The organism is Tolypothrix sp. VBCCA 56010 (assembly GCF_050875635.1).
In the GTDB taxonomy this organism is placed as follows: Bacteria; Cyanobacteriota; Cyanobacteriia; order Cyanobacteriales; family Nostocaceae; genus Hassallia.
The window spans coordinates 15,246-41,326 of sequence record NZ_JBPAOH010000045.1; the positions used below are offsets into that span (position 1 = coordinate 15,246).

The 26,081-nt window shown below is 42.7% G+C and carries 25 protein-coding genes; 13 read left to right on the forward strand and 12 right to left on the reverse strand.

What is annotated here, in order from left to right; genetic code table 11:
* Positions 1-85: 85 nt before the first annotated feature.
* Complete coding sequence (locus AABK37_RS17080; protein ID WP_432552752.1) at positions 86-1,567, reverse strand: tetratricopeptide repeat protein; 1,482 nt, start codon at positions 1,565-1,567, stop codon at positions 86-88.
* Positions 1,524-2,873, reverse strand: coding sequence for an ATP-binding protein (locus tag AABK37_RS17085; RefSeq protein WP_432552753.1), 1,350 nt, complete (start codon positions 2,871-2,873; stop codon positions 1,524-1,526). The genes AABK37_RS17080 and AABK37_RS17085 overlap by 44 nt, the downstream gene beginning before the upstream one ends.
* Positions 2,874-3,112: 239 nt before the next feature.
* Between AABK37_RS17085 and AABK37_RS17090 the strand changes: the two genes are divergently transcribed.
* From AABK37_RS17090 to AABK37_RS17105, 4 genes are all read left to right on the forward strand, one after another.
* Entirely contained in the window at positions 3,113-4,537 is a 1,425-nt protein-coding gene (locus tag AABK37_RS17090) for an IS4 family transposase (protein ID WP_432552754.1), read from the forward strand.
* 486 nt (positions 4,538-5,023) lie between these two features.
* Entirely contained in the window at positions 5,024-7,030 is a 2,007-nt protein-coding gene (locus tag AABK37_RS17095) for an FAD-dependent oxidoreductase (RefSeq protein WP_432552755.1), read from the forward strand.
* Between the two features lie 169 nt (positions 7,031-7,199).
* Entirely contained in the window at positions 7,200-7,526 is a 327-nt protein-coding gene (gene clpS, locus AABK37_RS17100; protein WP_089129289.1) for an ATP-dependent Clp protease adapter ClpS, read from the forward strand.
* A 5-nt stretch (positions 7,527-7,531) separates the two neighbouring features.
* A complete protein-coding gene (locus AABK37_RS17105; protein WP_432552756.1) occupies positions 7,532-7,825 on the forward strand; it encodes a DUF2103 domain-containing protein in 294 nt (97 codons plus the stop codon).
* Between the two features lie 35 nt (positions 7,826-7,860).
* Here the strand turns inward: AABK37_RS17105 and AABK37_RS17110 are convergent, their stop codons facing one another.
* Entirely contained in the window at positions 7,861-8,181 is a 321-nt protein-coding gene (locus AABK37_RS17110; RefSeq protein ID WP_432552757.1) for a hypothetical protein, read from the reverse strand.
* 69 nt (positions 8,182-8,250) lie between these two features.
* Positions 8,251-8,382 (reverse strand): hypothetical protein, encoded by a 132-nt coding sequence (locus tag AABK37_RS17115; protein WP_432552758.1) that lies wholly within the window; start codon positions 8,380-8,382, stop codon positions 8,251-8,253.
* Between AABK37_RS17115 and AABK37_RS17120 the strand changes: the two genes are divergently transcribed.
* Entirely contained in the window at positions 8,367-8,531 is a 165-nt protein-coding gene (locus AABK37_RS17120; RefSeq protein WP_432552759.1) for a hypothetical protein, read from the forward strand. The genes AABK37_RS17115 and AABK37_RS17120 overlap by 16 nt on opposite strands.
* Here AABK37_RS17120 and AABK37_RS17125 read toward each other — a convergent pair.
* Positions 8,516-9,010, reverse strand: a complete 495-nt coding sequence (locus AABK37_RS17125; RefSeq protein ID WP_432552760.1) for a molybdenum cofactor biosynthesis protein MoaE — start codon at positions 9,008-9,010, stop codon at positions 8,516-8,518. The two genes, AABK37_RS17120 and AABK37_RS17125, sit on opposite strands and share 16 nt — an antisense overlap.
* Positions 9,011-9,709: 699 nt before the next feature.
* On the opposite strand from AABK37_RS17125, the gene AABK37_RS17130 reads away from it, so the two are divergent.
* Positions 9,710-12,145 carry a hybrid sensor histidine kinase/response regulator gene (locus tag AABK37_RS17130; protein ID WP_432552761.1) on the forward strand — a complete coding sequence of 812 codons (2,436 nt, stop codon included), beginning with the start codon at positions 9,710-9,712 and terminating at the stop codon, positions 12,143-12,145.
* Here AABK37_RS17130 and AABK37_RS17135 read toward each other — a convergent pair.
* Complete coding sequence (locus tag AABK37_RS17135; protein ID WP_432552762.1) at positions 12,133-12,297, reverse strand: hypothetical protein; 165 nt, start codon at positions 12,295-12,297, stop codon at positions 12,133-12,135. The genes AABK37_RS17130 and AABK37_RS17135 overlap by 13 nt on opposite strands.
* Positions 12,298-12,604: 307 nt before the next feature.
* Positions 12,605-12,862 carry a hypothetical protein gene (locus AABK37_RS17140; RefSeq protein ID WP_432552763.1) on the reverse strand — a complete coding sequence of 86 codons (258 nt, stop codon included), beginning with the start codon at positions 12,860-12,862 and terminating at the stop codon, positions 12,605-12,607.
* A gap of 89 nt (positions 12,863-12,951) precedes the next feature.
* Here AABK37_RS17140 and AABK37_RS17145 point away from each other — a divergent pair, with 89 nt between their 5' ends.
* The 4 genes from AABK37_RS17145 (at position 12,952) to AABK37_RS17160 (ending at position 18,871) form a co-directional block, all read left to right on the forward strand.
* Positions 12,952-13,089, forward strand: a complete 138-nt coding sequence (locus AABK37_RS17145) for a hypothetical protein (protein ID WP_432552764.1) — start codon at positions 12,952-12,954, stop codon at positions 13,087-13,089.
* Positions 13,082-16,381, forward strand: a complete 3,300-nt coding sequence (locus AABK37_RS17150) for a PAS domain-containing protein (protein ID WP_432552783.1) — start codon at positions 13,082-13,084, stop codon at positions 16,379-16,381. Before AABK37_RS17145 ends, AABK37_RS17150 begins: the two co-directional genes overlap by 8 nt.
* 140 nt (positions 16,382-16,521) lie before the next feature.
* A complete protein-coding gene (locus tag AABK37_RS17155; RefSeq protein WP_432552765.1) occupies positions 16,522-17,019 on the forward strand; it encodes a response regulator in 498 nt (165 codons plus the stop codon).
* Positions 16,985-18,871 carry a response regulator gene (locus AABK37_RS17160; RefSeq protein ID WP_432552766.1) on the forward strand — a complete coding sequence of 629 codons (1,887 nt, stop codon included), beginning with the start codon at positions 16,985-16,987 and terminating at the stop codon, positions 18,869-18,871. The genes AABK37_RS17155 and AABK37_RS17160 overlap by 35 nt, the downstream gene beginning before the upstream one ends.
* 10 nt (positions 18,872-18,881) lie before the next feature.
* Here the strand turns inward: AABK37_RS17160 and AABK37_RS17165 are convergent, their stop codons facing one another.
* Positions 18,882-19,022: a hypothetical protein gene (locus AABK37_RS17165; protein WP_432552767.1), complete on the reverse strand. Its 141-nt coding sequence runs from the start codon at positions 19,020-19,022 to the stop codon at positions 18,882-18,884.
* Between AABK37_RS17165 and AABK37_RS17170 the strand changes: the two genes are divergently transcribed.
* Positions 19,021-19,401: a nuclear transport factor 2 family protein gene (locus AABK37_RS17170; RefSeq protein WP_432552768.1), complete on the forward strand. Its 381-nt coding sequence runs from the start codon at positions 19,021-19,023 to the stop codon at positions 19,399-19,401. The genes AABK37_RS17165 and AABK37_RS17170 overlap by 2 nt on opposite strands.
* 196 nt (positions 19,402-19,597) lie before the next feature.
* Positions 19,598-20,851, forward strand: a complete 1,254-nt coding sequence (locus AABK37_RS17175; protein WP_432552769.1) for an RNA-guided endonuclease InsQ/TnpB family protein — start codon at positions 19,598-19,600, stop codon at positions 20,849-20,851.
* A gap of 13 nt (positions 20,852-20,864) precedes the next feature.
* Here AABK37_RS17175 and pyrR read toward each other — a convergent pair whose 3' ends face one another.
* From pyrR to AABK37_RS17190, 3 genes are all read right to left on the reverse strand, one after another.
* A complete protein-coding gene (gene pyrR / locus AABK37_RS17180) occupies positions 20,865-21,410 on the reverse strand; it encodes a bifunctional pyr operon transcriptional regulator/uracil phosphoribosyltransferase PyrR (RefSeq protein ID WP_432552770.1) in 546 nt (181 codons plus the stop codon).
* A gap of 71 nt (positions 21,411-21,481) precedes the next feature.
* Entirely contained in the window at positions 21,482-22,450 is a 969-nt protein-coding gene (cbiB, locus tag AABK37_RS17185; RefSeq protein ID WP_432552771.1) for an adenosylcobinamide-phosphate synthase CbiB, read from the reverse strand.
* Positions 22,451-22,545: 95 nt separating this feature from the next.
* Positions 22,546-22,989, reverse strand: a complete 444-nt coding sequence (locus AABK37_RS17190) for an Rrf2 family transcriptional regulator (RefSeq protein ID WP_432552772.1) — start codon at positions 22,987-22,989, stop codon at positions 22,546-22,548.
* 440 nt (positions 22,990-23,429) lie between these two features.
* On the opposite strand from AABK37_RS17190, the gene AABK37_RS17195 reads away from it, so the two are divergent.
* A complete protein-coding gene (locus AABK37_RS17195) occupies positions 23,430-23,846 on the forward strand; it encodes an AbrB family transcriptional regulator (protein WP_039739488.1) in 417 nt (138 codons plus the stop codon).
* Positions 23,847-23,932: 86 nt separating this feature from the next.
* Here the strand turns inward: AABK37_RS17195 and AABK37_RS17200 are convergent, their stop codons facing one another.
* Positions 23,933-25,831: a chloride channel protein gene (locus tag AABK37_RS17200; RefSeq protein ID WP_432552773.1), complete on the reverse strand. Its 1,899-nt coding sequence runs from the start codon at positions 25,829-25,831 to the stop codon at positions 23,933-23,935.
* Between the last annotated feature and the right edge of the window lie 250 nt (positions 25,832-26,081).

The window sequence follows — 26,081 nt, forward strand, 5'->3', positions numbered from 1 at the left end:
CTAACTCTTTTACCTTTTTTTGATTTAAAATTTTGTGCCTTATGCAGCCATCAGTTCTCAGATAAATAAAAATATGCAGCGCTTTCTATTCAACTGTTTTACTTTTTACCTTTTCTTGCACTTTGGCAATGATTTTACTAACCTTCTCTGCATCAGGAGATTTCAGCCGTTGTAATATTTCCAAAGATGGCTGTAAATAGTTTATTGCAGTCACAAAATCTCCTTGCTCTTGTGCTAAATATCCTAACGACCACAAAGTCATCGCCTTACCGTGAACATTACCAATGCGTTCATTAATTTCTAAAGATTTTTGGAAGAGTGCGATCGCTTCATCCACATCCCCCCGATTTGCGTAGATAATTGCAAGACAGTGTAACGTCGCTGCTTTCCCTTGAAGATTACCAATGCGCTCTTTTATTTCCAAAGACTGTTTATAAAGAGCGATCGCTTCATCCACATCCCCACGATTAGCGTAGATAATTGCAAGACAGTGTAACGTCGCTGCTTTCCCTTGAACATCACCAATGCGTTCAAATATTTCCAAAGACTGTTTATAAAGAGCGATCGCTTCATCCACATCCCCACGATTAGCGTAGATAATTGCAAGACAGTGTAACGTCGCTGCTTTCCCTTGAAGATTACCAATGCGTTCAGTTATTTCCAAAGACTGTTTATAAAGAGCGATCGCTTCATCTATTTTCCCCAAATCATCATAAAGATAACCTAAATTGTGGAGAATACTGGATTTTTCTTGAGCTAACTCTTGCTTCTCATCAACCAAATATAAAGCTTTTCTGAGAGAATCTTCTGCTTTTTTTACTTCTCCAATGCTGCGATAGACAATTCCTAGCTCTTCTAAAATATTAATGCACCCACGTATATTAGTTGATGCTTGATGATTATTATCCGGGCTGTATTCCATTAACAAGCGCTGAAGTAAATCAATGCGCTCTTGTCTCTCTGCTAATTCAAAACTTTCTCTTATTTTTTCAGAGTCAAGCGTTTGTTCAATAGCGTAATTTTTGGTATTTTCATCTGTTTGAAAATGAAAAACTCCTGCTCTCCAAGCCCAAAAATCTGGGGCGTATTTTGCCAAGCGAGTCAGGGCATAATTTGGTAAAAATAATAAAATAGGATGAGGAACGCTAGTTGTAAAAGCATCGCGGACAAAGTTTAGGTCTTGCAATACAGGGGGATATTCCCCAGACATTCCTATTGATTTTTCTAAGCCGATAAGAATTACAACTAACTTTTTATTATCTTCAATTTTTATTCCAGCTAATTCTTCAACAATTGCATCACGCAGAAACCGCAATTCTTTAGAAAAATTCAAGATTTTAAATTGTATGTCTTGACATTGCCGATGATTCTGTAGGATTTTAATTAAAGCATCTCTATCTTTAGCAAAGTTGATTTCTACAAAACCGATTGTTAACTTATCATCAGCAAAATCGATAAATGTCAGCAGTTCTGCTAAGGACTGCTGATTAAGCGTCAAAAACTTTTCTTTCTCTGAATTAAACTCAGGGATTTGCTCTAATGAATTGTAGGGCTTCTTGGAAGGCATTGCTTTGCCTCACAGTAGGGTTAATATAATTCCAGCGGGTTTTGCCGTTATATTCAAATACCCAAAGACTAAACAGCATCAACCGTCCAATTTCATCTTTAGGAACATCTTTAGTTAAACACACTTGGGCTAATTCAGAATAAAGTTCTGTCGGGATACTCCGCTCAAAGTTAAATTGCTCTTGCTTAATCGCATAAGTAACATCATCGGTAGTTACTTGATTATGTTTCCGAGTTGCTGCTGTGAGAAAAGCTTTTGCGGTTATTCGCATTAATTGACGTACATGACCACCGCTAGCTTTGACTAATTCGAGCAAATCTTGACGCGATTCAAATACAGCGTCTATGTCAACTCGTTGCTCTATCAAACTCGCAACCGCTTTTATGCCTACATCATTATATTCTAAATCGCAGCGTTGCCGCTCTAATTTATATATATTTACCATTGGCACAATGTTGGGTGTGTCGAAGGCGTTACTTAAATTTTTTTCGGAATAAACTACAGAAATTGGTGCTGTCAAAACAATCGTACAATGTAAGCTCTGCAATTGTTCCGAATAGTCAAAAAATAAATGATTGGCAACATTGGGCGGAACCCGATCCAAGTTATCAAATATAATTAGAAATCCCTTTTCATATTCCGGGTATTTTTGCCTTAGTTTAACGAAAGCATCACCCAATAATAAATTAATATCCGCTTGCAAACGCCCAATATCTTTTTGCAATAATTGGCGAATTATTTGCTTTTGTTTATCAGCTCCTTTAATTTGCGCTTGAATTTTTCCTAAAAGCTTAGAAATAAAGGGAATTTGTCCTCCGGCTTCACCACTGGCACTGATACTAACAGACCTTTCAACTGTTTGTTCTGTTTCTTGAGTAATTTCTTTAAACCAAGTTTCAAAGTTGTGTAAAAGTTGAGCGTCAAACTTTAAATTTAATTTATTTAGTTCATCAGCAACTTTTTTAAGAATTACCAAATATAAATCTGTGTATTCAGCATCCAAAATATCAATTTCCGCATCCGCTTCGATATAAATTACTTTGTATTTAACTTCCCAACGTTTCTGAATCTTCCTTAGTTCGGTACTTTTACCACATCCCCGATGCCCAGTAAACAATATGCTGCAAAATTCTGCGGGTTCGAGAAATTCTAACTGAGTGTTAACACTTTCAATTGCTTCTGTGTTGCGAACCTCTGACAAGTCTACATAATATCGCTCAATATCTGCACCAACCAAGGGTCCGACATCACAAGCGCGAAACGCTGCTTTCAAAGTAGTAGCACGGTTAGGAGGAAATGAAGCCATCGGTTAAACCTAGTTATATCCAGTCCGGGTAATTAGTTATATTATCCACGCTCAAGAAGCACCCCACCCCGCGCATCCCCTCCCCTAGTAGGCTATGCATTACCGGGATCTTTCTTAACAATCACAAAAGCAGGACAGTATAAGGATGATAAGGGTCGCTAGGTCAGGAGGGATTGACAAAGGGAAGAAAAAATGTGTAGGAGGAGAGAACTAGAGGCGATCGTTAAAAGGGGTGGATGATGCAAAGGTGGGCAGCAGAGGAACTCGAACAGGCACAGTTGGGAGACTCTCGTCGCAAACAGCGATTGATAAGGATAGTGGAAGACTTGGCCAGACAACCGGGTGAAAGTGTTCCGCAAGCATCACGAACAAAAGCAGCAACAAAAGCAACATATGATTTTTGGAATTCACCATATATAAAGCCCAGTGATATCCAGTTTGCCCATAGAGAAAAGACGATACAAAGAGTTAAACAACACAACGTCGTCTTGGCAATTCAAGACACCACAGACCTCAACTTTAGTCATCATCCAGCAACCAAAGGACTTGGTTTTCTAGATAACTCAACACAAATCGGTTTAAAAGTGCATTCAACATTGGTTACCAGCACACAAGGAGTACCATTAGGATTACTAGACCAACAAGTATGGGCACGACCAGTTGAAAGTAAAGGCATTGCTAAACAGCGACGTCATCGACAGACTAAAGATAAAGAGAGCCAACGTTGGCTTGATGCCTACTCTCAAACAGAGGAAGTAATACCACAAGAAATAAAGGTAGTTACAATTACTGACCGAGAAGGAGATATCTTTGACTTAATCGCTTTTAATCGTCGTGAAAACTCTGATTTATTGATTCGCGCCACCCATAATCGAAATGTGAATCATCAAACTAAATATTTACATCAAGCGATTGCTCAAACACAATGTTGTGGGGTTCTCACACTCGATATACACCGTAATCCAGAACACCAAGCCCGGACAGCAAAACTGACACTCAAGACAGCTTGCTTCGAGATTCAGCCACCACTACACCACAAACAACGCTCAAAACTAAAACCTGTAAGCTTACAAGTGATATTGGCAGTTGAAGAAAATCCGGAACCAGGAATAACTCCAATTAGCTGGTTACTATTGACGACCTTGGATATCAATGGTTTTGATGATGTTGTACGTTGTGTACGTTGGTACAGTTATCGTTGGTTAATTGAACGTTATCATTACACCTTAAAGAGCGGTTGTTCTATTGAGAAACTACAATTAGAGACAGCCCGGAGAATCCAGATGGCATTAGCCACATATTCCATCGTCGCTTGGCGTTTACTATGGTTGACCTATGAAGCCAGAATCAATCCTGAACAAGTTTGTAATACTGTTCTAGAAACACATGAATGGCAACGCCAGTCGCCTCAAGTCGGGAAACCCGCCCACGGCGCTGGCTCGTCATTGTGTGCAACAATCCACAAAACTCCACTACCACCGAAACAACCACCTTCTTTACGGGATGCTGTACGAATGATTGCTTCCCTTGGCGGTTTTTTGGGTCGCAAAGGTGATGGAGAACCTGGAGTTAAAACTATTTGGCGTGGGTTGCGACGATTACATGATATTGCCGCAACCTGGAAATTGCTTCACTCGAATTCCCTTGATTCAGTCTCTAGTTAGCGATCGCTCTTTTTATCTCATTTCATCCATCACTACATCTTTGTTATCTTGTCAAGTCTCCCCAATCATGGATATTTTGAGAGCCTTTGTCCTGTAACTGTTACAGCTTATGTTAAGAAAGATCCCGGTAATGCATAGCCGCAAGCGGGGAGGGGACTTTTGGCGGCAGCCAAAAGAAGGTGGGGTTCCGGAGTATTATGACGGCAGCAAACGGACTTAATATTAAATAGGACTTACGCAAAATACCTCTCAAACTCTCATTTCTTCTCCTTCGGAGACGCCAAGGGCGAACGTGTCCTTCGCGTCTTTGCGGTTCGTTTTTCCATGAAGGAGTGCGTAAGTCCTGTTAAAGTCTCCATGTGCCAATTTTAGGCGATCGCTCACACCATCACCAAACACATTTTTTTCCCAAAAAAGCTTGAGCGAACATTTGCTAAGTGGTAGCGTCTAAATGGTGACACAGGAGTTGAACGGATTTCTCGAAGTATGAAACGTTTTATCAGTCTTGGCTTAATATCTACCTTTTTCGCATCTTATGGTGCGATCGCTGCACCACCCAGAAACCCAGACAAAACCGTAAATTGTGACATCTTGGTTGTCGGTGGTGGATTATCTGGGGTTGCGACAGCTTATGAAGCTTTACTTGCGGGTAGAACAGTTTGTCACACAGAAATTACCGATTGGTTGGGAGGACAAATTTCTTCTCAAGGGACATCTGCGTTAGATGAACGTCCAACCCAACGCGCAAAACAATTCTACTCTCGCGGTTATCTAGAATTGCGAAGCCGGATTGAAAAGAAATATGGCAAACTTAACCCTGGTAACTGTTGGGTAAGCGAATCTTGCTTTCTTCCCCGCGATGGACATGAAATCCTCACCCAGATGCTCAAAGATGCGGAAAAACGCGGTAAAGGCAAGTTACAATTATACCCAAACACCGTAATTAAGGAGTTGGAACTTAGTAGTGATGGCAAAATAATTAATAGTGCGATCGCGATCGAACACAAACCAACTGCTTCTATACCGCTCAACACTTATACTTTATCTCAAAGCATCGAAGACGCTTATCGCTACGAAAATACATCTAAGTTCACTAAAAACATTATTCGCTTTGTCCCCAAACAAACAAGTAAAGCAGGTAGCAATGCCCCTAATTGGTACGTTATAGACACCAGCGAAACCGGCGAAATTATCGCTTTAGCTGATGTTCCCTACCGTTTGGGTATTGACGATCGCTCTTACTTAGAACCTTCTTCTTCTAGTGCCACAAATGACCAGTATTGTCCTCAAGGCTTTACCTACACCTTTGCAATGGAGGCAACCAAAGACCCGCAACCGCAAACAATGCCTTCATTTTACCAGCAATACTCGCCATATTACAGTTACGAATTAAAGCGGCTGGCAAGTTTCCCATTAGTTTTCACCTATCGTCGGATTTGGAGTCCCCAACCAGGACAGCCAGGACAATTTGGCGGTGTCAAGTTTACAAATCCTGCACCTGGGGACATTTCCATGCAAAACTGGACTTGGGGTAACGATTATCGCCCAGGAACCGCCCAAGATAATTTAATCTACTCGCGTCAACAGTTGCAAGCTAGCGGGCAATTGCAGCCAGGAGGATGGATGGGTGGATTGCGGACAGACGCTTTACGCAAAGCTGAAGAAAATGCCTTTGGATATTATTACTGGTTGGTAGCCGGGACGACAGATTCTCAATTGGGAGATGGTACAAAACAGCCACAACCCAATAACCGCTTTCTTTCCGGGCTAAATTCCCCAATGGGCACAGTGCATGGTTTATCGAAATATCCTTACATGCGCGAAGGACGAAGAATTATCGGGCGTCCCAGTTGGGGACAACCCGCAGGCTTTATGATTTGGGAAATCGATATTTCTCGCCGCGATTACAGCGATCCGTATTACGCAACAACACTGGGAGATAAAGAATATCGCAGGTTACGAGCAGCACTTTCAGGTTTAGAAGCCGCATCCGTACTTTCCGGACAAACCCCAGCACAAAACGCTATGCGCCGGACTCGTTCCACTATTTTCCCCGATGCTATAGGTATCGGTCACTACGCGATAGATTTCCATCCCTGCATGGTGAACAGCCCACCCGAAACACCTGGTAATAAAGAACGTCCAGGTGAAAGACGCGGCGCCGGACAAGCTTATCCCTTCCAAATTGCCCTGAGAGCGATGATTCCCCAGAAAATCGACAATTTGCTAGTTGGGGGTAAAAGTATTGCTACCAGCCACATTGCCGCCGCCGCATATCGAGTACACTCATTTGAATGGTCAGCTGGCGCCGCTGCGGGAACTATTACTGCATTTGCTTTGAAAAACGCGATCGCACCTTACCAACTAGTAGACAATTTACCGCAACCAGAACCGCAACTCGAAGCCGTCAAACGTCTGTTAGAACAAAATGGCAATCCCACTGCCTTCCCCGATACCTCGATTTTTAATCAAAATTGGGAAGATTGGAAATAGGAGAATTGGGCATCGGGCATCGGGAATTGGTAATTGTTTAATGGGCAATGGGAATAAGAGATTCTTTCCAGTTTCCATGCCCCATGCCCTATGCCCAATGCCCCATGCCCAATGCCCGACTATGAACTAAACTAGTAATTTGTAGTGTAGTTTTGTAAAATCCTCTTGTATGATTACCAGACTTTCAGCAGCTGTTTACGGGATGGCGACAGCACCAACTGTAGCTCCTGAACGGTCTAGTCAAGCTACTCAAAAGCTTTATCCAAACTTTAAAGTCATTGTTTTAAATGATGATTTTAATACATTTCAGCATGTGGCTGAGTGTTTGGTAAAGTATATACCAGGGATGACACCCGATCGCGCTTGGGATTTGACTAACCAGGTGCATTATGAAGGTCAAGCGATCGTTTGGGTAGGTCCACAAGAACCAGCGGAACTGTATCATCAACAGTTGCGTCGAGCTGGCTTAACAATGGCTCCTTTAGAAGCAGCATAATCACAATGGGCAAACCTACTGATGCCAGATTAGTTTGGAATCACTCAACCCACATTCCCGGTCTTATCCCCATTTTAGAACGTCTCTGCCAGCACGAGGGACTGCAAACTGTCACACCGGGAGTGATTGGACGGGTGAAAGGTCACTGCCCAAAAATGCAATTGCGCGTGTCTGTACCGATTCGCGGAGGTTTTAAAGTAATCGCACGTCACGGTAAAACGGTGCAAGAGGTGTTTATCCTGACCACTTTGGATCAGGATAAACTCGAACAAGCGATCGCTCAAGCCATGAGAAAGTAATAGTAATTTGTCTCCAGTCACAAATAACGCTCTAACTATTCTTCAACCTGATGCACTGCAAATTTGTGTAGCGGCAGACTGAGAATGCAAGAAAATGTTAATAAATATGACAATGCTGTTGTCACTTTCAACGACATCACTACTGCTGACCATTCCGGTAAAATTACTTTCTCAATACCAAAAGCAACGCAGTAAACTAACCAGTAAGTAAAGCTCATTCTCAACAGAATTCTTTCTGTTTCTTCCCATTCATCTTTTTGTTGCTTGCGATCCCACAGAAGCAACAAACCAGCAATACAAGCCACAAAAGAAACAGCAACGACAAACTCGTGACAAATTAAGTTTACTGAATGCATGTTTGGATGTCCCAACTTTTCCGATTGTTGATCAGTCTAAAGGAATAGTCCTTTGGGATACAAAAAACTTTAACAAACTGCAATATCAACAGAGAAAAGTGTAAATAATTGAAACAAATTATGAAGCTGGGTAATGGGGAGTGGGGAGTGGGGAGTGGGGGAGGGGGAGAGGGGGGGAGTGGGGCATGGGGCATGGGGCATGGGAACTGGAAAGAATCTCTTATTCCCATTGCCCATTAAACAATTACCAATTCCCGATGCTTGATGCCCATTGCCCAATGCCCATTGCCCAATGCCCAATGCCCAATTACCAATTCCCAATTCCCCATTTTCTTTATTCACAATCTTGAGTTTCACAAGCACCAATGCTTACCCAGCTACTCGAACCGTCTTGCCAATGTTCTTTTTTCCATATCGGTGCGGTATGTTTGAGGGTATCAATCGCATAACGGCAAGCTTCAAAAGCCTCACGGCGATGAGGACAACCCACCGCTACTAAAACGCTGATTTCGCCGATTTTTAAGTGCCCAACGCGATGATAAATCACAACTCGACTCACATCAGACCAAGACGAACGAATATCAGCCGCAATTTGATAAAATACCCGCAGCGCCATCGGTTCGTAAGCTTGGTACTCCAGTGACATCACAGCTTTACCATCTGTTTGATTGCGAACCATTCCACTCATCAGCACGATCGCACCATTGGCTTGATCGTCAGCTTTAGCATAGGCTTCCTCAACAGACAACGGCGCAAAAGTAATCGCAAAGCTATCTTTAGCACTTGGTTTAATCGCAGAGGCAGGTGTTGTTGTCTTAACTGAGTTCATTTTATTTTGCATCAGTATCTACTCTTAAGTTTAAGCTTTGCTTACCTGCTGCTTAATTTAAACAGACAAGGGGAAGGGGGAGAGGGGGGCAGGGGGGCAGGGGGCAGGGGAGGCTAGGGAGGCAGGGGAGGCAGGGGAGGCTAGGGAGGCAGGGGAGGCTAGGGAGGAAACATAGTTGTTAATTGTTACTTCTTCGCTCCCCCAGCTCCCCCTGCCCCCCTCTCCCCCTCCTCCCCATCTCCCCCTCCCCCCCTCTCCCCTTATTACTTCATCTACGCTATAAATACTAAGTAGTTCAACGTAAAGCTCTAGTTTTAACAGCCTTTTTCTCAAAAAAAAAGCCAATAAATACGTAATTGATGTATCTATTAGGTGCATTTGCGGAAATTTTCCAAGAAATCTGTCATCCTCCTAAAGACATATTACTATAGGGACAGTGACGAACTTAGCTGCTGACTGTTTTAGATATCTGGATAGTGACTTGTTTGAAGCTCTTAAGCACAGTGCGATCGCCCTACTAGCTATGTCGGCAAATTAAGCGCAAGGCAAGTTTTTGGCAGATGTGTATGGCTGGAAGGAAAAATTTGAGGTTTGCAGCATTCTCAAGCCATGATTACAGCTTCCCTGCTTGTTGAAGCGAGCAACAACCATAAATAAGACAAGGGCAAGTTGTAATTAAGCAATTGTTAGGAAAATTTTATGAATACTTTAACTGTTAAAAACGAAGCAAGAAGGCTTGAGGCTCTGCATCAATATCAAATTCTCGACACTCCACCAGAAGAGGTATTTGACGATCTGGTATTTTTAGCCGCGCAAATTTGTGGTACAGCGATCGCTTTAATTAATTTCACAGACAACAAGCGTCACTGGTTCAAAGCTAAAGTTGGGCTGGATGTACAACAAATGCCTAGAGATATCGGGTTTTGTCCGTTTTGCATTGAACAAGGCGAAACTTTGGTTATTCCGGACACCTTGGCTGATGAACGATATGCTTCAGATCCTGTAGTCACCAGTGAACCCTACGTCAGATTTTACGTTGGTGTACCTTTGATAACACCAGGTGGAGAAGTGATAGGGACTGTGTGTATAGTTGATAGCCAACCACGCCAAATTAATGACGAACAGTTAGAAGCACTCAAAACTATTAGCCGTCTGATAGTTAGACAATTAGAATCCCGACGAAATTTAACTGAATTAGCAAGCATTAAAACTGACTACAAGCAAGCAAAAGAAGCACTACACGAAAGTGAATCTACCCTAGTTAGCTTTTTTGACAGCGCACCAATGATGATGGGAACTGTGGAGCTAAGGTATGATGACATCAAACATATTTCTGATAATGCCGCTAGCGCCAAATTTTTTGGAGTCACTCCCGAAGCGATAAAAAATCGCTTTGCTAGCAATATGGGTGTACCTCAAAAGTATGTACGTGAGTGGATTAATCACTTGCGTCAAGCAGCAAAAAGGCGATCGCCTGTCAGCTTTGAATATTTTCACGATGGGGATGCTAAAAAATGGCTTAGAGCAACTGTCTCTTCAATTGCTGTATGTTGCGATAGCCCCCAAAGATTTGCTTATGTAGTTGAGGATATCACAGAACGCAAACAAGCAGAACAGCAAATCCGCGAGCAAGCAGCATTACTTGATATCTCTACAGATGCAATTGTTGTGCGAGATTTATCCAACAAAATTTTATTATGGAACAAAACCGCCGAAAAGCTTTATGGTTGGAAAGCAGAAGAAGCTATGGGCGGAAATATTAATCAATTAGATAATAATTCTTTGCTGCAACAAGAAATTTATCAGGCTGTTTTGTCAAATGGAACTTGGCAGGGTGAGTTACAAAAGCATAGCAAATCAGGTAAACAAATCATCGTTGAAAGTCGTTGGACTTTAGTTCGCGATGAGCATCAAAAAGCTAAATCCATTTTGGTTGTAGATACTGACATAACACAGAAAAAACAAATAGAGGCGCAATTTTTACGGGCACAGCGGATGGAGAGTCTCGGCACACTTGCTAGTGGTATTGCTCATGATTTAAATAATATGCTGTCACCGGTTTTGATGTCAGTACCACTGTTAAAAGCAAAACTTTCAGACGAGCGCAGTCATGCAGTTCTATCGATAGTAGAAAACAACGCCAAACGCGGTGCAAGTTTGGTTAAACAAGTGCTTTCTTTTGCGCGGGGAATCGAAGGCGATTCTCCAAAGGAGACGCTGCGCGATCGCACTGTGCTTCAGCTAAAACATCAGATTTGGGAAATGAAGCAAATTATCGAGCAAACATTTCCCAAATCAATTAAAGTTCATACAGAAATTCAATCAGACTTATGGCATATTTGTGCCGATAGCACCCAAATACATCAGGTATTGATAAATTTGTGTGTAAATGCTCGTGATGCTATGCCCAATGGCGGCACATTAAACATTTCTGCAAAGAATATTTTCATTGATGAAAACTTTGCCAAAATGCAACTTGATGCGAAAGTTGGATCTTATATACTGTTGAGCGTTGCAGATACAGGAATTGGCATTAGTCAAGAAACCTTAGAAAGAATTTTTGAGCCATTTTTCACCACAAAAGAGTTTGGTAAAGGTACAGGTTTAGGACTTTCAACAGTAATGGGCATTGTTAAAGGTCACGGAGGCTTTATCACCACATCAAGTGCACTCAACATTGGCGCAAAATTTCAAGTTTATTTGCCAGCGGTGAATACAGACGCAATCCGGCAAGAAGAAAATCAAGAAATATTCACCGGACAGAAAGAATTGATTTTGATTGTCGATGACGAAGCCTCGATTCGCGAGATTACCACAACCTCTTTAGAAAAATATAACTACAAAGCAATTACTGCCAGTGATGGCATTGAGGCGATCGCACTCTACGCCCAGCACAAAAACGAAATTAAAGCCGCAATTATTGATATGATGATGCCCAACATGGATGGAGCCACCACCATTAACACTTTGAAAAAAATGAATCCCCTACTGCCTATTATTGCAGTCAGTGGATTGCCAATAAGCGAGCAAGTCTTATTAAATAAGACATATAAACACGCAGCCTTTTTGCCAAAACCCTATACGACACAACAATTATTACAAAGTTTACATCAAGTCCTTGGTTATGGGGCATAGGGCATGGGGCATAGGGCATGGGGCATTGGGCATGGGGCATTGGGCATTGGGCATTGGGCATGGGGCATGGGGCATTGGGCATGGGGCATTGGGCATTGGGCATGGGGCATGGGGCATTGGGCATGGGGCATGGGGCATTGGGCATGGGGCATGGGGCATTGGTTAGAGTTTATAATCCATAATGTTAAGGTTTTGAGCCTTAGAGGATGTCTCTTGAAGTATTTTATGAAACATCAAAAGCCTCGGAACCTAACCCACGCGGCTGTGCCTCAAGTCGGGAGACCCGCCCACGGCACTGGCTCCCCTGCCCCCCAACACTCGGAGGGAAGGAGGGTTTCAAAGCCTCTCCCCCACGGGGGAGCGGAAAGTTTGAGCGGAGGTTTCCTCCGATCAAAGCTTTCCAAGACAGAGGTTTGGAGAGGGGTTTTTGGTATATTTTAGGACTTTTCAGACATCCTCTTAGAAGCTCTTATGTTGAGCCTCGGAACACGAAACTTGATGTTCCAAACTCGAAAGTTGATGTTCCGAACTCGAAAGTTGATGTTCCGAACTCGAAAGTTGATGTTCCGAACTCGAAAGTTGATGTTCCGAACTCGAAAGTTGATGTTCCGAACTCGAAACTTCGTGTTCCGAACTCGAAACTTCGTGTTCCGAACTCGAAACTTCGTGTTCCGAACTCGAAACTTCGTGTTCCGAACTCGAAACTTGATGTTCCAAACTCGAAAGTTGATGTTCCGAACTCGAAACTTCTCCTTTTTATCGTTACAAGACTCTGCCTTGTAGTGTAACTACCGAGTCTGAAGCTCGTGTTAAATTTGGAGACAGCAGCCAGTAGTGAAGCATTCCCAGTCAGAGACTGGCAACAAGTTATCAATGCCCGATGCCCCATGCCCCCTGCCCAATGCCCAATGCCCAATGCCCAATGCCCAATCCCCAATGACTAATCTAATTCTGGTTGTAGAGGACAACGATTTAATAAGAATGCAGCTGTGCGACTTGATGCAAGAAGCAGGATATCAGGTGGCAGAAGCAAGTAATGGTTCGGAAGCGCTAGCTGCTTATACTCGGCTACAGCCAGAAATTGTGCTGATTGATGCTATCATGCCCGTGATGGATGGATTTACCTGCTGCACCGAATTACAAAAACTTCCTGGTGGGGCAAACACACCCATTTTAATGATTACCGCTCTTTACGATCAAACATCTGTAGAGCGAGCTTTTGCAGCTGGTGCGAGTGATTATATTAGCAAACCAATTCAATGGGAAGTATTGCGGCAACGAGTCAATCGTTTGGTCAAAGCTAGCCTTCATGTGAAAGCATTACGACAGCAAACAGAGGAAGCGCAACTGCGAGAAGCGCAATTGCGGATGGCATTAGATGCAGCTCGCATGGGTACTTGGGATTGGGATGTCCTGAGCAATCAAATAACTTGGTCAGATAATTTAGAAGTGCTATTTGGCTTGGAACCAGGTAGTTTTGAGAGTACTTATGCAGCTTTTATTGAATGCGTACATCCCGAAGATCGCAATTTTATCAGCCGCTCGATAATCCAAGCAATTCGGGAAGAGGCAGAATACGACATTGAATATCGCTTTGTTGCCCGCGATGGTAGCCTGCGTTGGGCAGCAAGTAAAGGAGTTGTTTTTCGCGACTCCTCCGGAATGGCACAGCGGATGTCTGGAGTGACAATCGACATCACCAAGCGCAAGCAAGCGGAAGAAAGGCTGGAAGTTTACGCTAATCGCCAAGCGTTAGTGGCAGAACTGAGCCAAAGCGCTTTAGCTGGCACAGATTTAACTGCATTAATGAATTCAGCCGTAACGCTGCTTACCCAATCGCTGAAAGTTGAGTATTGCAAAGTTTTGGAACTACTGCCTGACGGTAAGGCATTATTGTTACGGGCGGGTGTAGGCTGGCAACCAGGGTTGGTAGGAAAGGCGACCATCAGCACCGGCATTGATTCGCAAGCTGGCTACACTTTGCTCGCATCTGAACCAGTTATTGTCAATGATTTGCGTACAGAAACTAGGTTCAACAGACCCAACCTGCTGCACGACCATCAGGTAGTTAGCGGTATGAGTGTTATTATTCATGGTAAAGAGCGTCCTTTTGGCGTTTTGGGCGCACATACAACACAAACACGCAACTTTAGCCGAGACGAAGTTTATTTTCTCCAAGCTGTTGCCAATATTTTGGCTACAGCCATTGACCGTCAAAAGATGGAAGATGCACTCAGGGAAAGCGAGCAACGTTGGCAGTTAGCCGTGCAGGGTACTAATGATGGTATCTGGGACTGGAATATTAAAACTAATCAAATGTTCGTTTCAACTCGTTGGAAAGAAATGCTCGGTTTTGAACAGGAGGAGATTTCCAATTATTTAGATGAATGGTCAACACGAGTGCATCCAGATGATATCGTTCGAGTGAGACAACTTATTCAAGACCACTTTGCCAAAAAAACTCCGTTTTACATCAGCGAGCATCGAATGCGGTGTAAACATAATAATTACAAATGGATTTTGGATCGCGGTCAGGCACAGTGGGATGAAGATAGTAATGTAATAAGAATGGTTGGTTCTTATACGGATATTACTGAGCGCAAACTCGCAGAAGAACAACTGCGCCAAAGTGAAGAGCGTTTCCAGATAGTTGTCCGTGCTACTAATGATGTTGTCTGGGATTGGGATTTATTGACAAATCAGGTCTGGTGGAATCAAAATGTGCAGGCACTTGGTTATTCGACAGAAAATATCAGTTTAGATACTAGATGGTGGCACGAACACTTACACCCAGAGGATAGGCTGAGGGTTGTTTCTAATATAAACACGGCGATCGCTAGCAAAAAACAATTCTGGTCGAATGAATACCGCTTTTTGCGTAGCAATAATACTTATGCTGACATTTTAGATCGCGGTTATGTAGTTTATGACGATACAGGCAAGGCAGTGCGGATGATTGGGGCGATGATGGACATGAGCGATCGCAAGCGAGTAGAAGAAGAATTAGTCAAACAAAACATGCGATCGCAATTGTTCAGCGATGTGACTGTAAAAATTCGCGAGTCTTTAGATATTGACGAAGTTCTCCACACCAGCGTCACCGAAGTGCAACAACTGCTACACGCAGACCGTGTAGTTATCTTTCGGCTGTGGTCGGATGGTTCGGGAACGATAGTCAAAGAAGCTGTAGTTCCCGGTTTCCCGGTGCTTCAGGCACGAGATATGATTGACCCTTGCTTTAATGAACATTACGTCGAAAAATACCGCCACGGCAGAATAGGTTCTATTCACGACGTAGACAAAGCTAACATCGATCCTTGCTACTATGAACTGCTGCAATCGTTTGCTGCTAAAGCTAATTTAGTTGTGCCGATTCTCTTTAAAAATCAACTTTGGGGACTGCTAATTACCCATCAGTGCGCTCATCCCCGCAACTGGACTACCTGGGAAACAGAACTTTTACGACAACTAGCAGACCAAATCGGTATTGCTGTTGCCCAAGCACAACTTTTAGAACAAGAAACTCGCCAACGTCAAGAATTAGCTCGTTCTAATGATGAACTGCAACAATTTGCTTTTGTCGCTTCCCACGATTTACAAGAACCACTGCGGAAAATTAAAACATTTGGCGATCGCTTAAAAGCTACTTGCGGTGATGCATTCACCGCACAAGGACGCGATTATTTAGAACGAATGCAAAACGCCGCTCAACGAATGCAAAGTTTGATTGAAGACTTGCTGACACTATCACGAGTTACCACCAGAGCGCAACCTTTTGTATCTGTAAATTTAGCACAAGTAACACAAGAGGTATTGTCTGATTTAGAAGTAATTATCCAGCAAACCAGCGCATGTGTGGAAGTCGGCGAGTTAGCCACCGTTACCGCCGATCCGTTCCAGATGCGCCAATTGTTACAAAACTTAATCGGCAACGCTTTAAAATTTCATCGCCCAGAAGAAGTGCCTTTTGTCAAAATCTACACTGAAGCTGCTAGAGCGATTAACGGTTCAGAATTTTGTCAGATAGTCGTCGAAGATCGAGGTATTGGATTTGAGGAAAAGTATATAGATCGCATCTTTAACGTTTTTCAACGTCTCCACGGTCGCAGCGAATATCAAGGCACCGGCATCGGTTTAGCTATCTGCCGCAAAATTGCCGAACGTCATAACGGAAGCATCACCGCACAAAGTCAACCCGGACACGGAGCAAAATTTATTGTTACTTTACCGATGTAATTTGCTTTGCCCATTTTTTATTGCTCGCCACGGTTTATCATACCTCCATAGAGATATTTAATCATACAACACTACTTCATAATTTGTTGCGATTTAATACCAACTAGATAAAATCACCAGCGCTAAGGGGAAAATTCATAGTGAAAGGTCGGCAAACAACCGTCACAATTTTGATGGCGGATGATGATGAAGACGACTGTTTGTTAGCTCGTGAAGCATTGGCAGAAAGCCGATTGTCAAATGAGCTACGCATCGTAAGTGATGGTGAAGAGTTGATGGATTATCTGTACCACCGTGGTCAGTATACCAACGCTAAACTTGCACCGCGTCCGGGTTTGATTTTGCTCGATTTAAACATGCCAAAAAAAGACGGTCGGGAAGCACTCAGAGAAATTAAAGCTGATGTTAATCTGAGAAAAATTCCGATTGTTGTGCTGACTACTTCTAGAGCAGAAGAAGATATTTACCGTACTTACGATTTGGGTGCAAACTCGTTCATCATTAAGCCTGTCACCTTCGCCTCTTTAGTTGAGGTAATGAAAACGATAGGCAAATACTGGTTTGAAATTGTGGAACTACCACTAGAAGCAGTAGGAGGCAGAAATGAACAACAGTCCAATCAAAGTTCTTCTAATTGACGATGACGAAGATGATTATATTTTGACTCGTGATTGGTTCGATGAATTTCAGGTAGCTGATAGCGAACTCGAATGGGTAAGTAGTTATGCAAAAGCTAGAGAAGCGATCGCTCAAAATCGCCACGATATCTATCTGGTTGATTATCGTTTGGGTGAGGGGGATGGACTGGAGTTATTGAGCGAAGCGATCGCTAATGGTTCCACCGCTCCGATAATTTTACTCACCGGTAAAGGAGATAGAGAAATAGATATCGAGGCAATGAAAGCAGGTGCAGCAGATTATTTAGAAAAAAGTCAGCTGTCAGCACCTTTGTTAGAGCGTTCGATTCGCTACGCGATTGAGCGCAAACAAACAGAACAGAAAATTCGCGAACAAGCTGCTTTACTTGATGTCGCTACCGATGCGATTTATGTGCGCGATTTAGACAATAAAATTTTATTTTGGAACAAAGCAGCCGAACGTTTATATGGTTGTAGAAAAGAAGAAGCGATCGGCAAAAGAATACAAGATATTTGGCAAACAAAAAATCAACTGCAACTGCAAGAAGCCCTCAACATTTTGATGAAAAATGGCTCTTGGGAGGGAGAGTTACATCAAACAACCAAATACGACAAAGAAATCATCGTCGAAAGCCGCTGGACATTAGTACCATTTGATAACAAGTCACAATCTATTCTAGTAGTTAACACTGATATAACGCAGAAAAAACAACTGGAAGCGCAATTTTTACGCGCCCAGCGATTAGAAAGTATTGGCACTTTAGCTAGCGGTATCGCCCACGACCTAAACAACGTCCTCGCGCCGATTTTAATGACCGCACAGCTATTGGAAACACAACTGCATGATGCGCGAAGTAAGCGATTGCTGCCGATATTAGTAAGCAACGCCAAACGTGGAGCGAATTTAGTCAAGCAAGTATTATCTTTTACTCGCGGTGTTGAAGGCGATCGCACAATTTTACAATTAAAGCACTTAATATTAGAAATTCGTCAAGTTATTAAAGAAACATTTCCTAAATCAATAGAAGTTGACTGCGAAACCTCACGAAATCTTTGGACTGTTTCTGGAGATGCTACCCAGTTGCATCAAGTATTAATGAATTTGTGTGTCAATGCTCGTGATGCTATGCCCAATGGCGGAATTTTAACAATCTCTGCCGAAAATTTTATCGTAGATGAGCATTATGCTAAAATGCATCTTGACGCAAAAATTGGTTCTTATATCGTCGCTACAGTTGCTGATACAGGAATTGGCATTACACATGAAGTATTAGACCGAATTTTTGAGCCATTTTTTACCACTAAAGAACTCGGTAAAGGCACAGGTTTAGGACTTTCCACAGTACTTGGTATAGTCAAAAGCCACGGTGGTTTCATCAATGTATACAGCGAGGTAGGGAAAGGCAGCAAATTTGAAATATATTTACCTGCCCAAGAAACAGCAGAATCCCCTGAAGAAAAAGAACTAGAATTGCCACATGGCAGCGGAGAATTGGTTTTGATCATCGATGATGAACCCTCGATTCGAGAAATTACCAAAACATCCCTAGAAGCCTATAACTACAAAGCGATAACCGCTAGTGATGGCATAGAAGCGATCGCCCTTTATGCAGAATATCGCGATAAAATATCTATAGTCTTAACAGATATGCTAATGCCCTCAATGGATGGCATTACAACCATTCGCACCTTGCACAAAATTAACCCTAACGTCAAGATTATTGTCATCAGCGGACTTGCTACTAGCGATAAAATGAATGCAGCATACGATTTAGGAATCAAAGCTTTCTTATCCAAACCTTACACCGCGAAGCAATTATTGGAAACAATTAATACAGTGAAAAATAGTTAGTTGTTAGTGGTTAGTTGATAGTTGATAGTTGTTGGTTGTTAGTTATTAGTTGATAGTTGTTGGTTGTCTCCCTTGTCCCCCTTGTCCCCTTGTCTCCCTTGTCCCCCTTGTCTCCTTGTCTCCTTGTCTCCCCCACTCCCCCACTCCCCATGACACTTGAAGTTTTAGCCGCTAACACAGCTTTTTATCGAGCTTTTGAAAAGAAAGACATCGAAGCAATGAGTGTAGTATGGTCGCAGGGAACTGGTAGTCTTTGTATTCACCCCGGATGGAATGTACTGCGGGGTTGGAAGGAAGTTCGCACCTCTTGGGAACAGATATTTAAAAATACTGCCTACATTGAAATAAACACAGACATAATTACTACAGAAGTTCGCGATAATATTGCCTGCATCGTACTTGTAGAAAACGTCTTTCAAGTCATTCAGGGTAGACGAATTCAAGCACAATCAATCGCTACCAACGTATTTGAACTTCTCGGTGGAAAGTGGTATTTAATTCATCATCATGGTAGCCCGATTATGCGGTAGTGGGGTTCGGGGGTTGGGGGAGAGGGGGGGAGGGGGGGACAGGGGGAGATGAGCAAATAATTCTTTTTTCCCATTACCCATTACCCATTACCCATTCCCCATTCCCCAATTACCGAAAAACTGGGTCTAAAGCCTCGCCCTAGAAGGGCGACTTTTATTGTGTTATAATATTTTGCGTAGGGGTTTTCCACGTAAAATGATAGTTTTAGAATTCAAGGCTGAGGGGAAAACAACTCAATACGCAGCGATTGATGAGGCAATTAGGACGGCTCAATTTGTTCGCAACAAGAGTATCCGTTTTTGGATGGATAACCGAGGCGTTGGACAGAAAGAGTTGTACCGTCTTAGTAAATCTCTTAGAGATGAGTTTCCCTTTGTGAAAGCTTTGAATTCCAGTGCTTGCCAAGCTTCTATTGAACGGGCTTATAGTTCCATTGCTCGTTTCTACACGGCACATGCTTCAAGTCGGGGAACCCGCCCAACGCAGTGCCTTGACAATTGCAAGAAGTCTGTTCCCGGCAAAAAAGGATATCCAAGGTTCAAAAAAAATTCTCGCTCAGTGGAGTACAAAATTTCTGGGTGGAAATTATCTGAAACTAGGAAACAAGTTACTTTCACTGATAAAAAAGGTATTGGTGAGTTAAAACTAAAAGGGACATGGGACTTAAACTTTTACCAACTAGAACAGATAAAACGGGTTAGGCTAGTTTGTCGTGCTGATGGCTACTATGTTCAATTCTTGATTGGCGTGGATAACAAAGTAGACGCGCATCCAACAGCTTATACCATTGGTTTAGATGTTGGGTTGAAAGAATTCTACACAGACAGTAATGGGCATAGTGAACCTAACCCTAGATTTTATCGAACAGGAGAAAGACGACTAAAGTTTTATCAACGTCGTGTTTCTCGCAAAAGAAAAGGCTCTATCAACCGCAAGAAAGCTGTTAATAAATTAGGGCGAGTACACCTCAAAATAAGTAGGCAACGTGAAGAACACGCCAAGAGAATGGCGCGTTGCGTAATCCAATCTAACGATTTGGTAGCCTATGAAGATTTGAGGATTAAGAACTTAGTTAAAAATCATTGTCTCGCTAAATCTATTAATGATGCTGGTTGGTATCAATTCAGAAAATGGTTAGAGTATTTCGGGGTTAAATTTGGCAGGATAACTGTAGCAATCAATCCTGCCTACACTTCGCAAGAATGCTCTAACTGTGGCGCAGTAGTCAAAAAATCTCTATCAACAAGAACCCATGTTTGTGAATGCGGATTTGTGATAGATAGAGATTGGAATGCTGCTATCAACATTCTGAAAACAGCCTTGAGTACCGTAGGGCATACGGGAACTTGGATCTTAGATCCGAACGCTTCAGGAGATTCGACCTCTACTCATGCTGGAGAAGTCTTGTATGAGCAAGTTGGGTCTATGAATGAAGAATCCTCAGCATGACGGCTGAGGAGTGTCAATAATCCCCAATTAACTCTACCCCATCTCGTCCATCCCAATCTTGCAGGTAAACTTTGACAACCTCCTCCTTAGCAGTGGGCAGTTGCTTACCGATAAAATCAGGATGAATTGGTAACTCACGATGACCTCTGTCTACCAGCACAGCTAAACGAACCACTTCTGGTCTGCCATACTCTTGTATTGCATTCAAAGCAGCACGAATTGTCCGTCCTTTAAAAATTACATCATCGACAAGGACAACCGTTTTTCCTGTCAGGTCAATAGAAATATCACTTTTTGCCGGAGTTCGCAAGCCAATTTGGTCAAGGTCATCCCGATATAATGTAATATCTAATGCTCCTACTGACACGGATACGTTTTCGAGTGTCTCAATCTGACGTGCTAGCAATTCAGCTAACAATGCACCTCTAGAATAAATACCCAATAGTACTAAGTCAGATAAGTCGCGTGTCCTTTCGACGATTTGAGAGGCAAGACGGGTTACGGTACGACGTATTTCTTCTGCTGAGAGAATTTCAACGACTTTGGCAGACATAATCATAAACAATACCCTGAGTTGTTGATTATACCGTTTTTTGAGAGTGGGGGAGTGGGGAAGAGTTATTTAGATCATTACCTTATTAGGAGTAAAAAGAATAGAGATGTAGTTAGGAACAACCATAGTAAAAAGCAATATCGAGTTAATTGCAAAGCTTTTTGGATGTGAGTTGGTGCGATCGCATAAATCGCATCTCCTAGCAGTGGTTTATATGTAGCTATACCGCAATAGTAGTTTGTACCTCCCATTTGCACACCCAAAATAGCAGCGTAACAGCATTCACTCCAACCCGAATTAGGACTGGAGTCTTTAATCGCATCTCGCTGGCAAATCCTGAAAACATGCAATGGTTTACCTGATAAAAGCGCTAATGTTATCACTGTTAACCGACAAGGAAGCCAAGTTAAACAATCTTCTAACCGCGCACTGAACCAACCCAAATAAGTATAGGGTGGCGATCGATAGCCCACCATTGAATCAAGTGTACTACTAGCTTTGTATGCTAGAGCTAGGGGCGCTGCCCCCACAAATGGCAAAAATGCTCCCACAATTGCATAAAAAAGAGGAGCCATGACCCCATCGGTAGCATTTTCCGTAACTGTTTCCAGAACAGCTCGCAAAATTTCGGCTTCGGTGAGGTTTTCTGTATCTCGTCCTACATAATTACTTAAAATAGACCGAGCCGAAGCGATTTGTCCTGTACCTAAAGGTAGTAAAACTGATGAAGCTGCTGTTCTTAAACTCCTCAAAGCAAAACAGCTGGCAAGAAGAATACTTTCTAATATTATTCCCAATAGGGGATGCAGCCATCTCGCAGTTTGAATTATAAAAGCGCCAACAATGCCGCTACCTATTATGAGAATTGTGCCTAGTAAAATTCCCGCTATTCGCTGTGTTATGGAATTGTGACAAAATTGAAATGCGAATTTGCTCAAACGAAAAATTACCCATCCCATAACTTGCACTGGATGAGGAAAACCCGAAGGATCGCCGATTAAGTAATCTAAAGTGGCGGCAATGATTAAAATAACAGATGGTGTCATTGGTTAAGAGTCAAAGGTCACGCAGTCAACAGTTAAGAATTTTGGACTATCGACTATCGACTATCGACTATCAACTATCGACTATCGACTATCGACTAAACAATAAAACTAGCTTCTTCCCCTTGAGCTGCTTGCCAACTACGAGCATCATAATAGAGGTCTGCGAGGGTAATACTATATAAAGCTTCTTTAAGTTTTTGCTGTAGTCTTTGCCATAAAGTATATGTTACCCAATCTTCAGCAAGTGTAGTTTTGATGTCAGAATGAGGTAATTGGGTAATGCTTTCACCGACAGCTTCTAAAATTTGTCCTACAGAGATTAGTTCGGGCGATCGCGCTAATTGATATCCACCAACACTGCCGCGAATTGATTTTACCAAACCAGATCGACGCATTTCTATAAGTAATTTTTCTAAATAAGGAGCGGGGATATCTTGACGAAGCGCGATCGCTCTGACAGATACAGGGCCAATACCTGTCTGTAAGCTCAAATCTAGCAACGCTTTTACACTATAGTGTCCTTTGGTCGTTAGTTTCATTCAGCAACGCAAGAGTCAGCTTGTAAGTTGTTGGTTATTTAAGTTAGATTACAGCCACGCTCCCACGCTCCCACGCTTCCATCAAACACTAGCTATTGACACAAAGGATCGGTTTTGCTTATCATTTGCGCGTCTTGTATTATCGCACGATTGGCAAGTGAACAACTTGTCAATCGCAACAAAGGCAAAGAAACTTCAACACATATAGTGTAGCAGTGTTTCACAAACTATAGATATATCCATAACAATCTTCTTTAAGATATATTGCCCGGAAAAATATTGGAGAAATCGTAAAAATTCTGTCTATTCGTGTAATATACTTGGCTAGGCTGAGATAAAAACTAAATAATTCCCACTCTTGATTTTGAGCGTGTGAGCTATTTGTCAGCTAAAATAAAATCGATTCAAAAAGTTCAACCATTCATTTTCGATCTAAGTTGATGGCTAAACAGAAAAAAATTGAACCCCTAGTCGGTGAAGATCTGCTCCATAAAGTCAAAGAGCTAGAAAACGTTAGCAAAGAAGACAAAGCTAAGAAGTGTGGCTACTACACCGTTACCAAAAACGGTATAGAGCGCGTCAATATGATGAAGTTCTTAAATGCCCTAATTGATGCTGAAGGCATTCAGTTGGACAGCGCTCCCAGTGCCAATGGGCGTGGTGGACGTAGTGCTAGTTATAGAATTAGCGTGCAGTCTAATGGTAACTTGCTGATAGGATCGGCGTACACAAAACAGATGGGTCTGAAAGCCGGAGATGAGTTTCTAATTACTTTAGGCAAAAAGCACATTCGTCTGCGACAGGTAGACGCAGACGAAAAAGAAGATGCTGATGTACTCGAAGAAGCTACAGCTTAATAACTAGTCAAGAGTCACGCATTCCATAGTCCATAGTCCATAGTCAAAAATTCTTAACTGAAGACTTGTGACTATTAACTGCGTGACTACTGACGAATAGCTAGACCAGTTTTTTGGATTACTGGTAAATAGTGGTGAATTGCTTTGCGTGTTACTGCTAAATTGCAGGTTAAAGCAATTTGCTCTTTTTGTAGTAAACCTAAAATGCGCTCGTGGTTGTCTCGTGCTACCACGGGTAACTGTCGCAAACCTCGAACAGACATGCGGTCTAAAGCCTCAGATAAAAGTTCATCCCAGTAAGCATAAACAATTTCTCTGGTACAAATTTCCATGAGGCTTAGATTGGATATTTGCGCCTGCATTTCGCCCTGTGAATTTGGATATTCCGAAACAGAAAGGGCGCGGTTAATATTTTCTAAAGAAAGGATACCCACTAATCGCTCTTTTTCATCAACTACTAAAGCACTAGAAGCGCGATCGCGTGTCATTTCCAAAGCTGCCTCGAACACCTTCATGGTTGCCAGCAGCTTTTTTGGAGATGAAAGCATAGCATCTTCTACCAAAATTGAAGAAAGAATTTCTACTTTTTCATCTTTTAATTCCGCAAGACCGATTTGCTGTAATTTGGAGTTAGAGTTAAAAGTTGGCTTCATCCGCTCCACCAGCCAAAAACTCAAACCCACCGCCGCCATCAACGGTAAAACAATCCGATAGTCTCGCGTTAATTCAAACAATAATAAAATTGATGTTAACGGCGCTCTGACACTTGCAGCCAAAATTGCCGCCATTCCCACCATCGCGTATGCTGGGGGAGCCGCCATTTGTGCGGCGATTCCCGGAGTTAGCAAAGCCAAAATTTTGGCGTAAGCGCTTCCAAAAGAAGCACCTAAAAACATTGCTGGGGCAAACACCCCACCAACCAAACCGCTACCAGCGCTAATTGCTGTCATCACCAGCTTGACTATTAGCAGTACAACCAAAAGTGAAAGCGAAAACTTCACATCTTGAAGCATCGCTTCCACAGTTCCATAACCGATACCCAAAATTTGCGGGAATTTTAAAGCTACAGTACCTACTATTGCACCGCCAATAATCGGATGAACTGGCTGCGGAATTCGTCCCAAAAATTCAAAACCGGGAACTTTCCCCGCAAAACAGGCTTTCGCTAGAGAAATCGACTGGGTATAAGTCAAAGAAACTAAACTTGCTCCCAAACCCAAGCCAAGATAAAGTGGTAATTCCAGCGGACTGATGACTTGATAAACAGGTAAATCAAAAGCGGGTTGTGTTCCCAAACCAATTTGAGCAACCAACCCCGCTACCACCGCCGCTAACAGCACCACACTGACAGCAGAACTAGCGAAAGATGTCGCACCTAATACCACCTCTAAAGCAAAAAACACACCAGCGATCGGCGCATTGAAGCCCGCAGCCAAGCCAGCCGCAGCCCCAGCACCCAAAAGCAAACGCTGTCGCTCTTGAGATACTTGCATCACTTTAGACATCAACATACCCAAATTTGCGCCAACTTCCACACTCGGTCCTTCGGGTCCGAGGGAAGCACCACTTCCTAAAGAAACAGAAGCCGCTAACATTTTGGTTACTGGTCGTAGTTGTCGCGTGACTTCTGTTCCTTGGGAGGCGATGAGAGTTGAAAGCCCAGGTCCAAAATCTTGAGTGCGCCAGCGCATCAAGCCGACAATTAAGCCGCCAAGGGTGGGGACACAAGCTAAAGTCCAAGCACCCCTATGAGCGATCGCGCCCATGAAATTTTCTAGCATTAAGCGGTGAATTAGCTCAATCAAATAGTGAAACGTGACGACACCCATACCCGTGCCGCCACCAATTAGCACCGCTAAAAAGAGCACAACAGTTTCTGGAGATGGTTGAAAACGATTAACCAAGCGAGTTAAGCGCACGGAAAAAGTAGGAAAGGCAGGTTGTTCCGTTACCTTCCTAAGTTCGGCGGGAGGCAGGAGAGTCATTGATAGGCGGGGTAAATGTAAGAAAAAAATTAAATTTTTATGTGTTAATTCTTATTGTGAAGCATGATTTGGCATCTAGACAAGTAAAGAGTTTGTGTGTTAATTATTTAGCTTTTTTGCTTGCTTTACAAAGCTTTCGTAAAAACTTGCCACTACTTCATACTTTTATAGGGATAATGGTTGAATGGGAGAGAATTAATGGTCAATAGTGAGCAGTAGGGTGCTTTTTTAGCGCAGACTCTATTCTCTG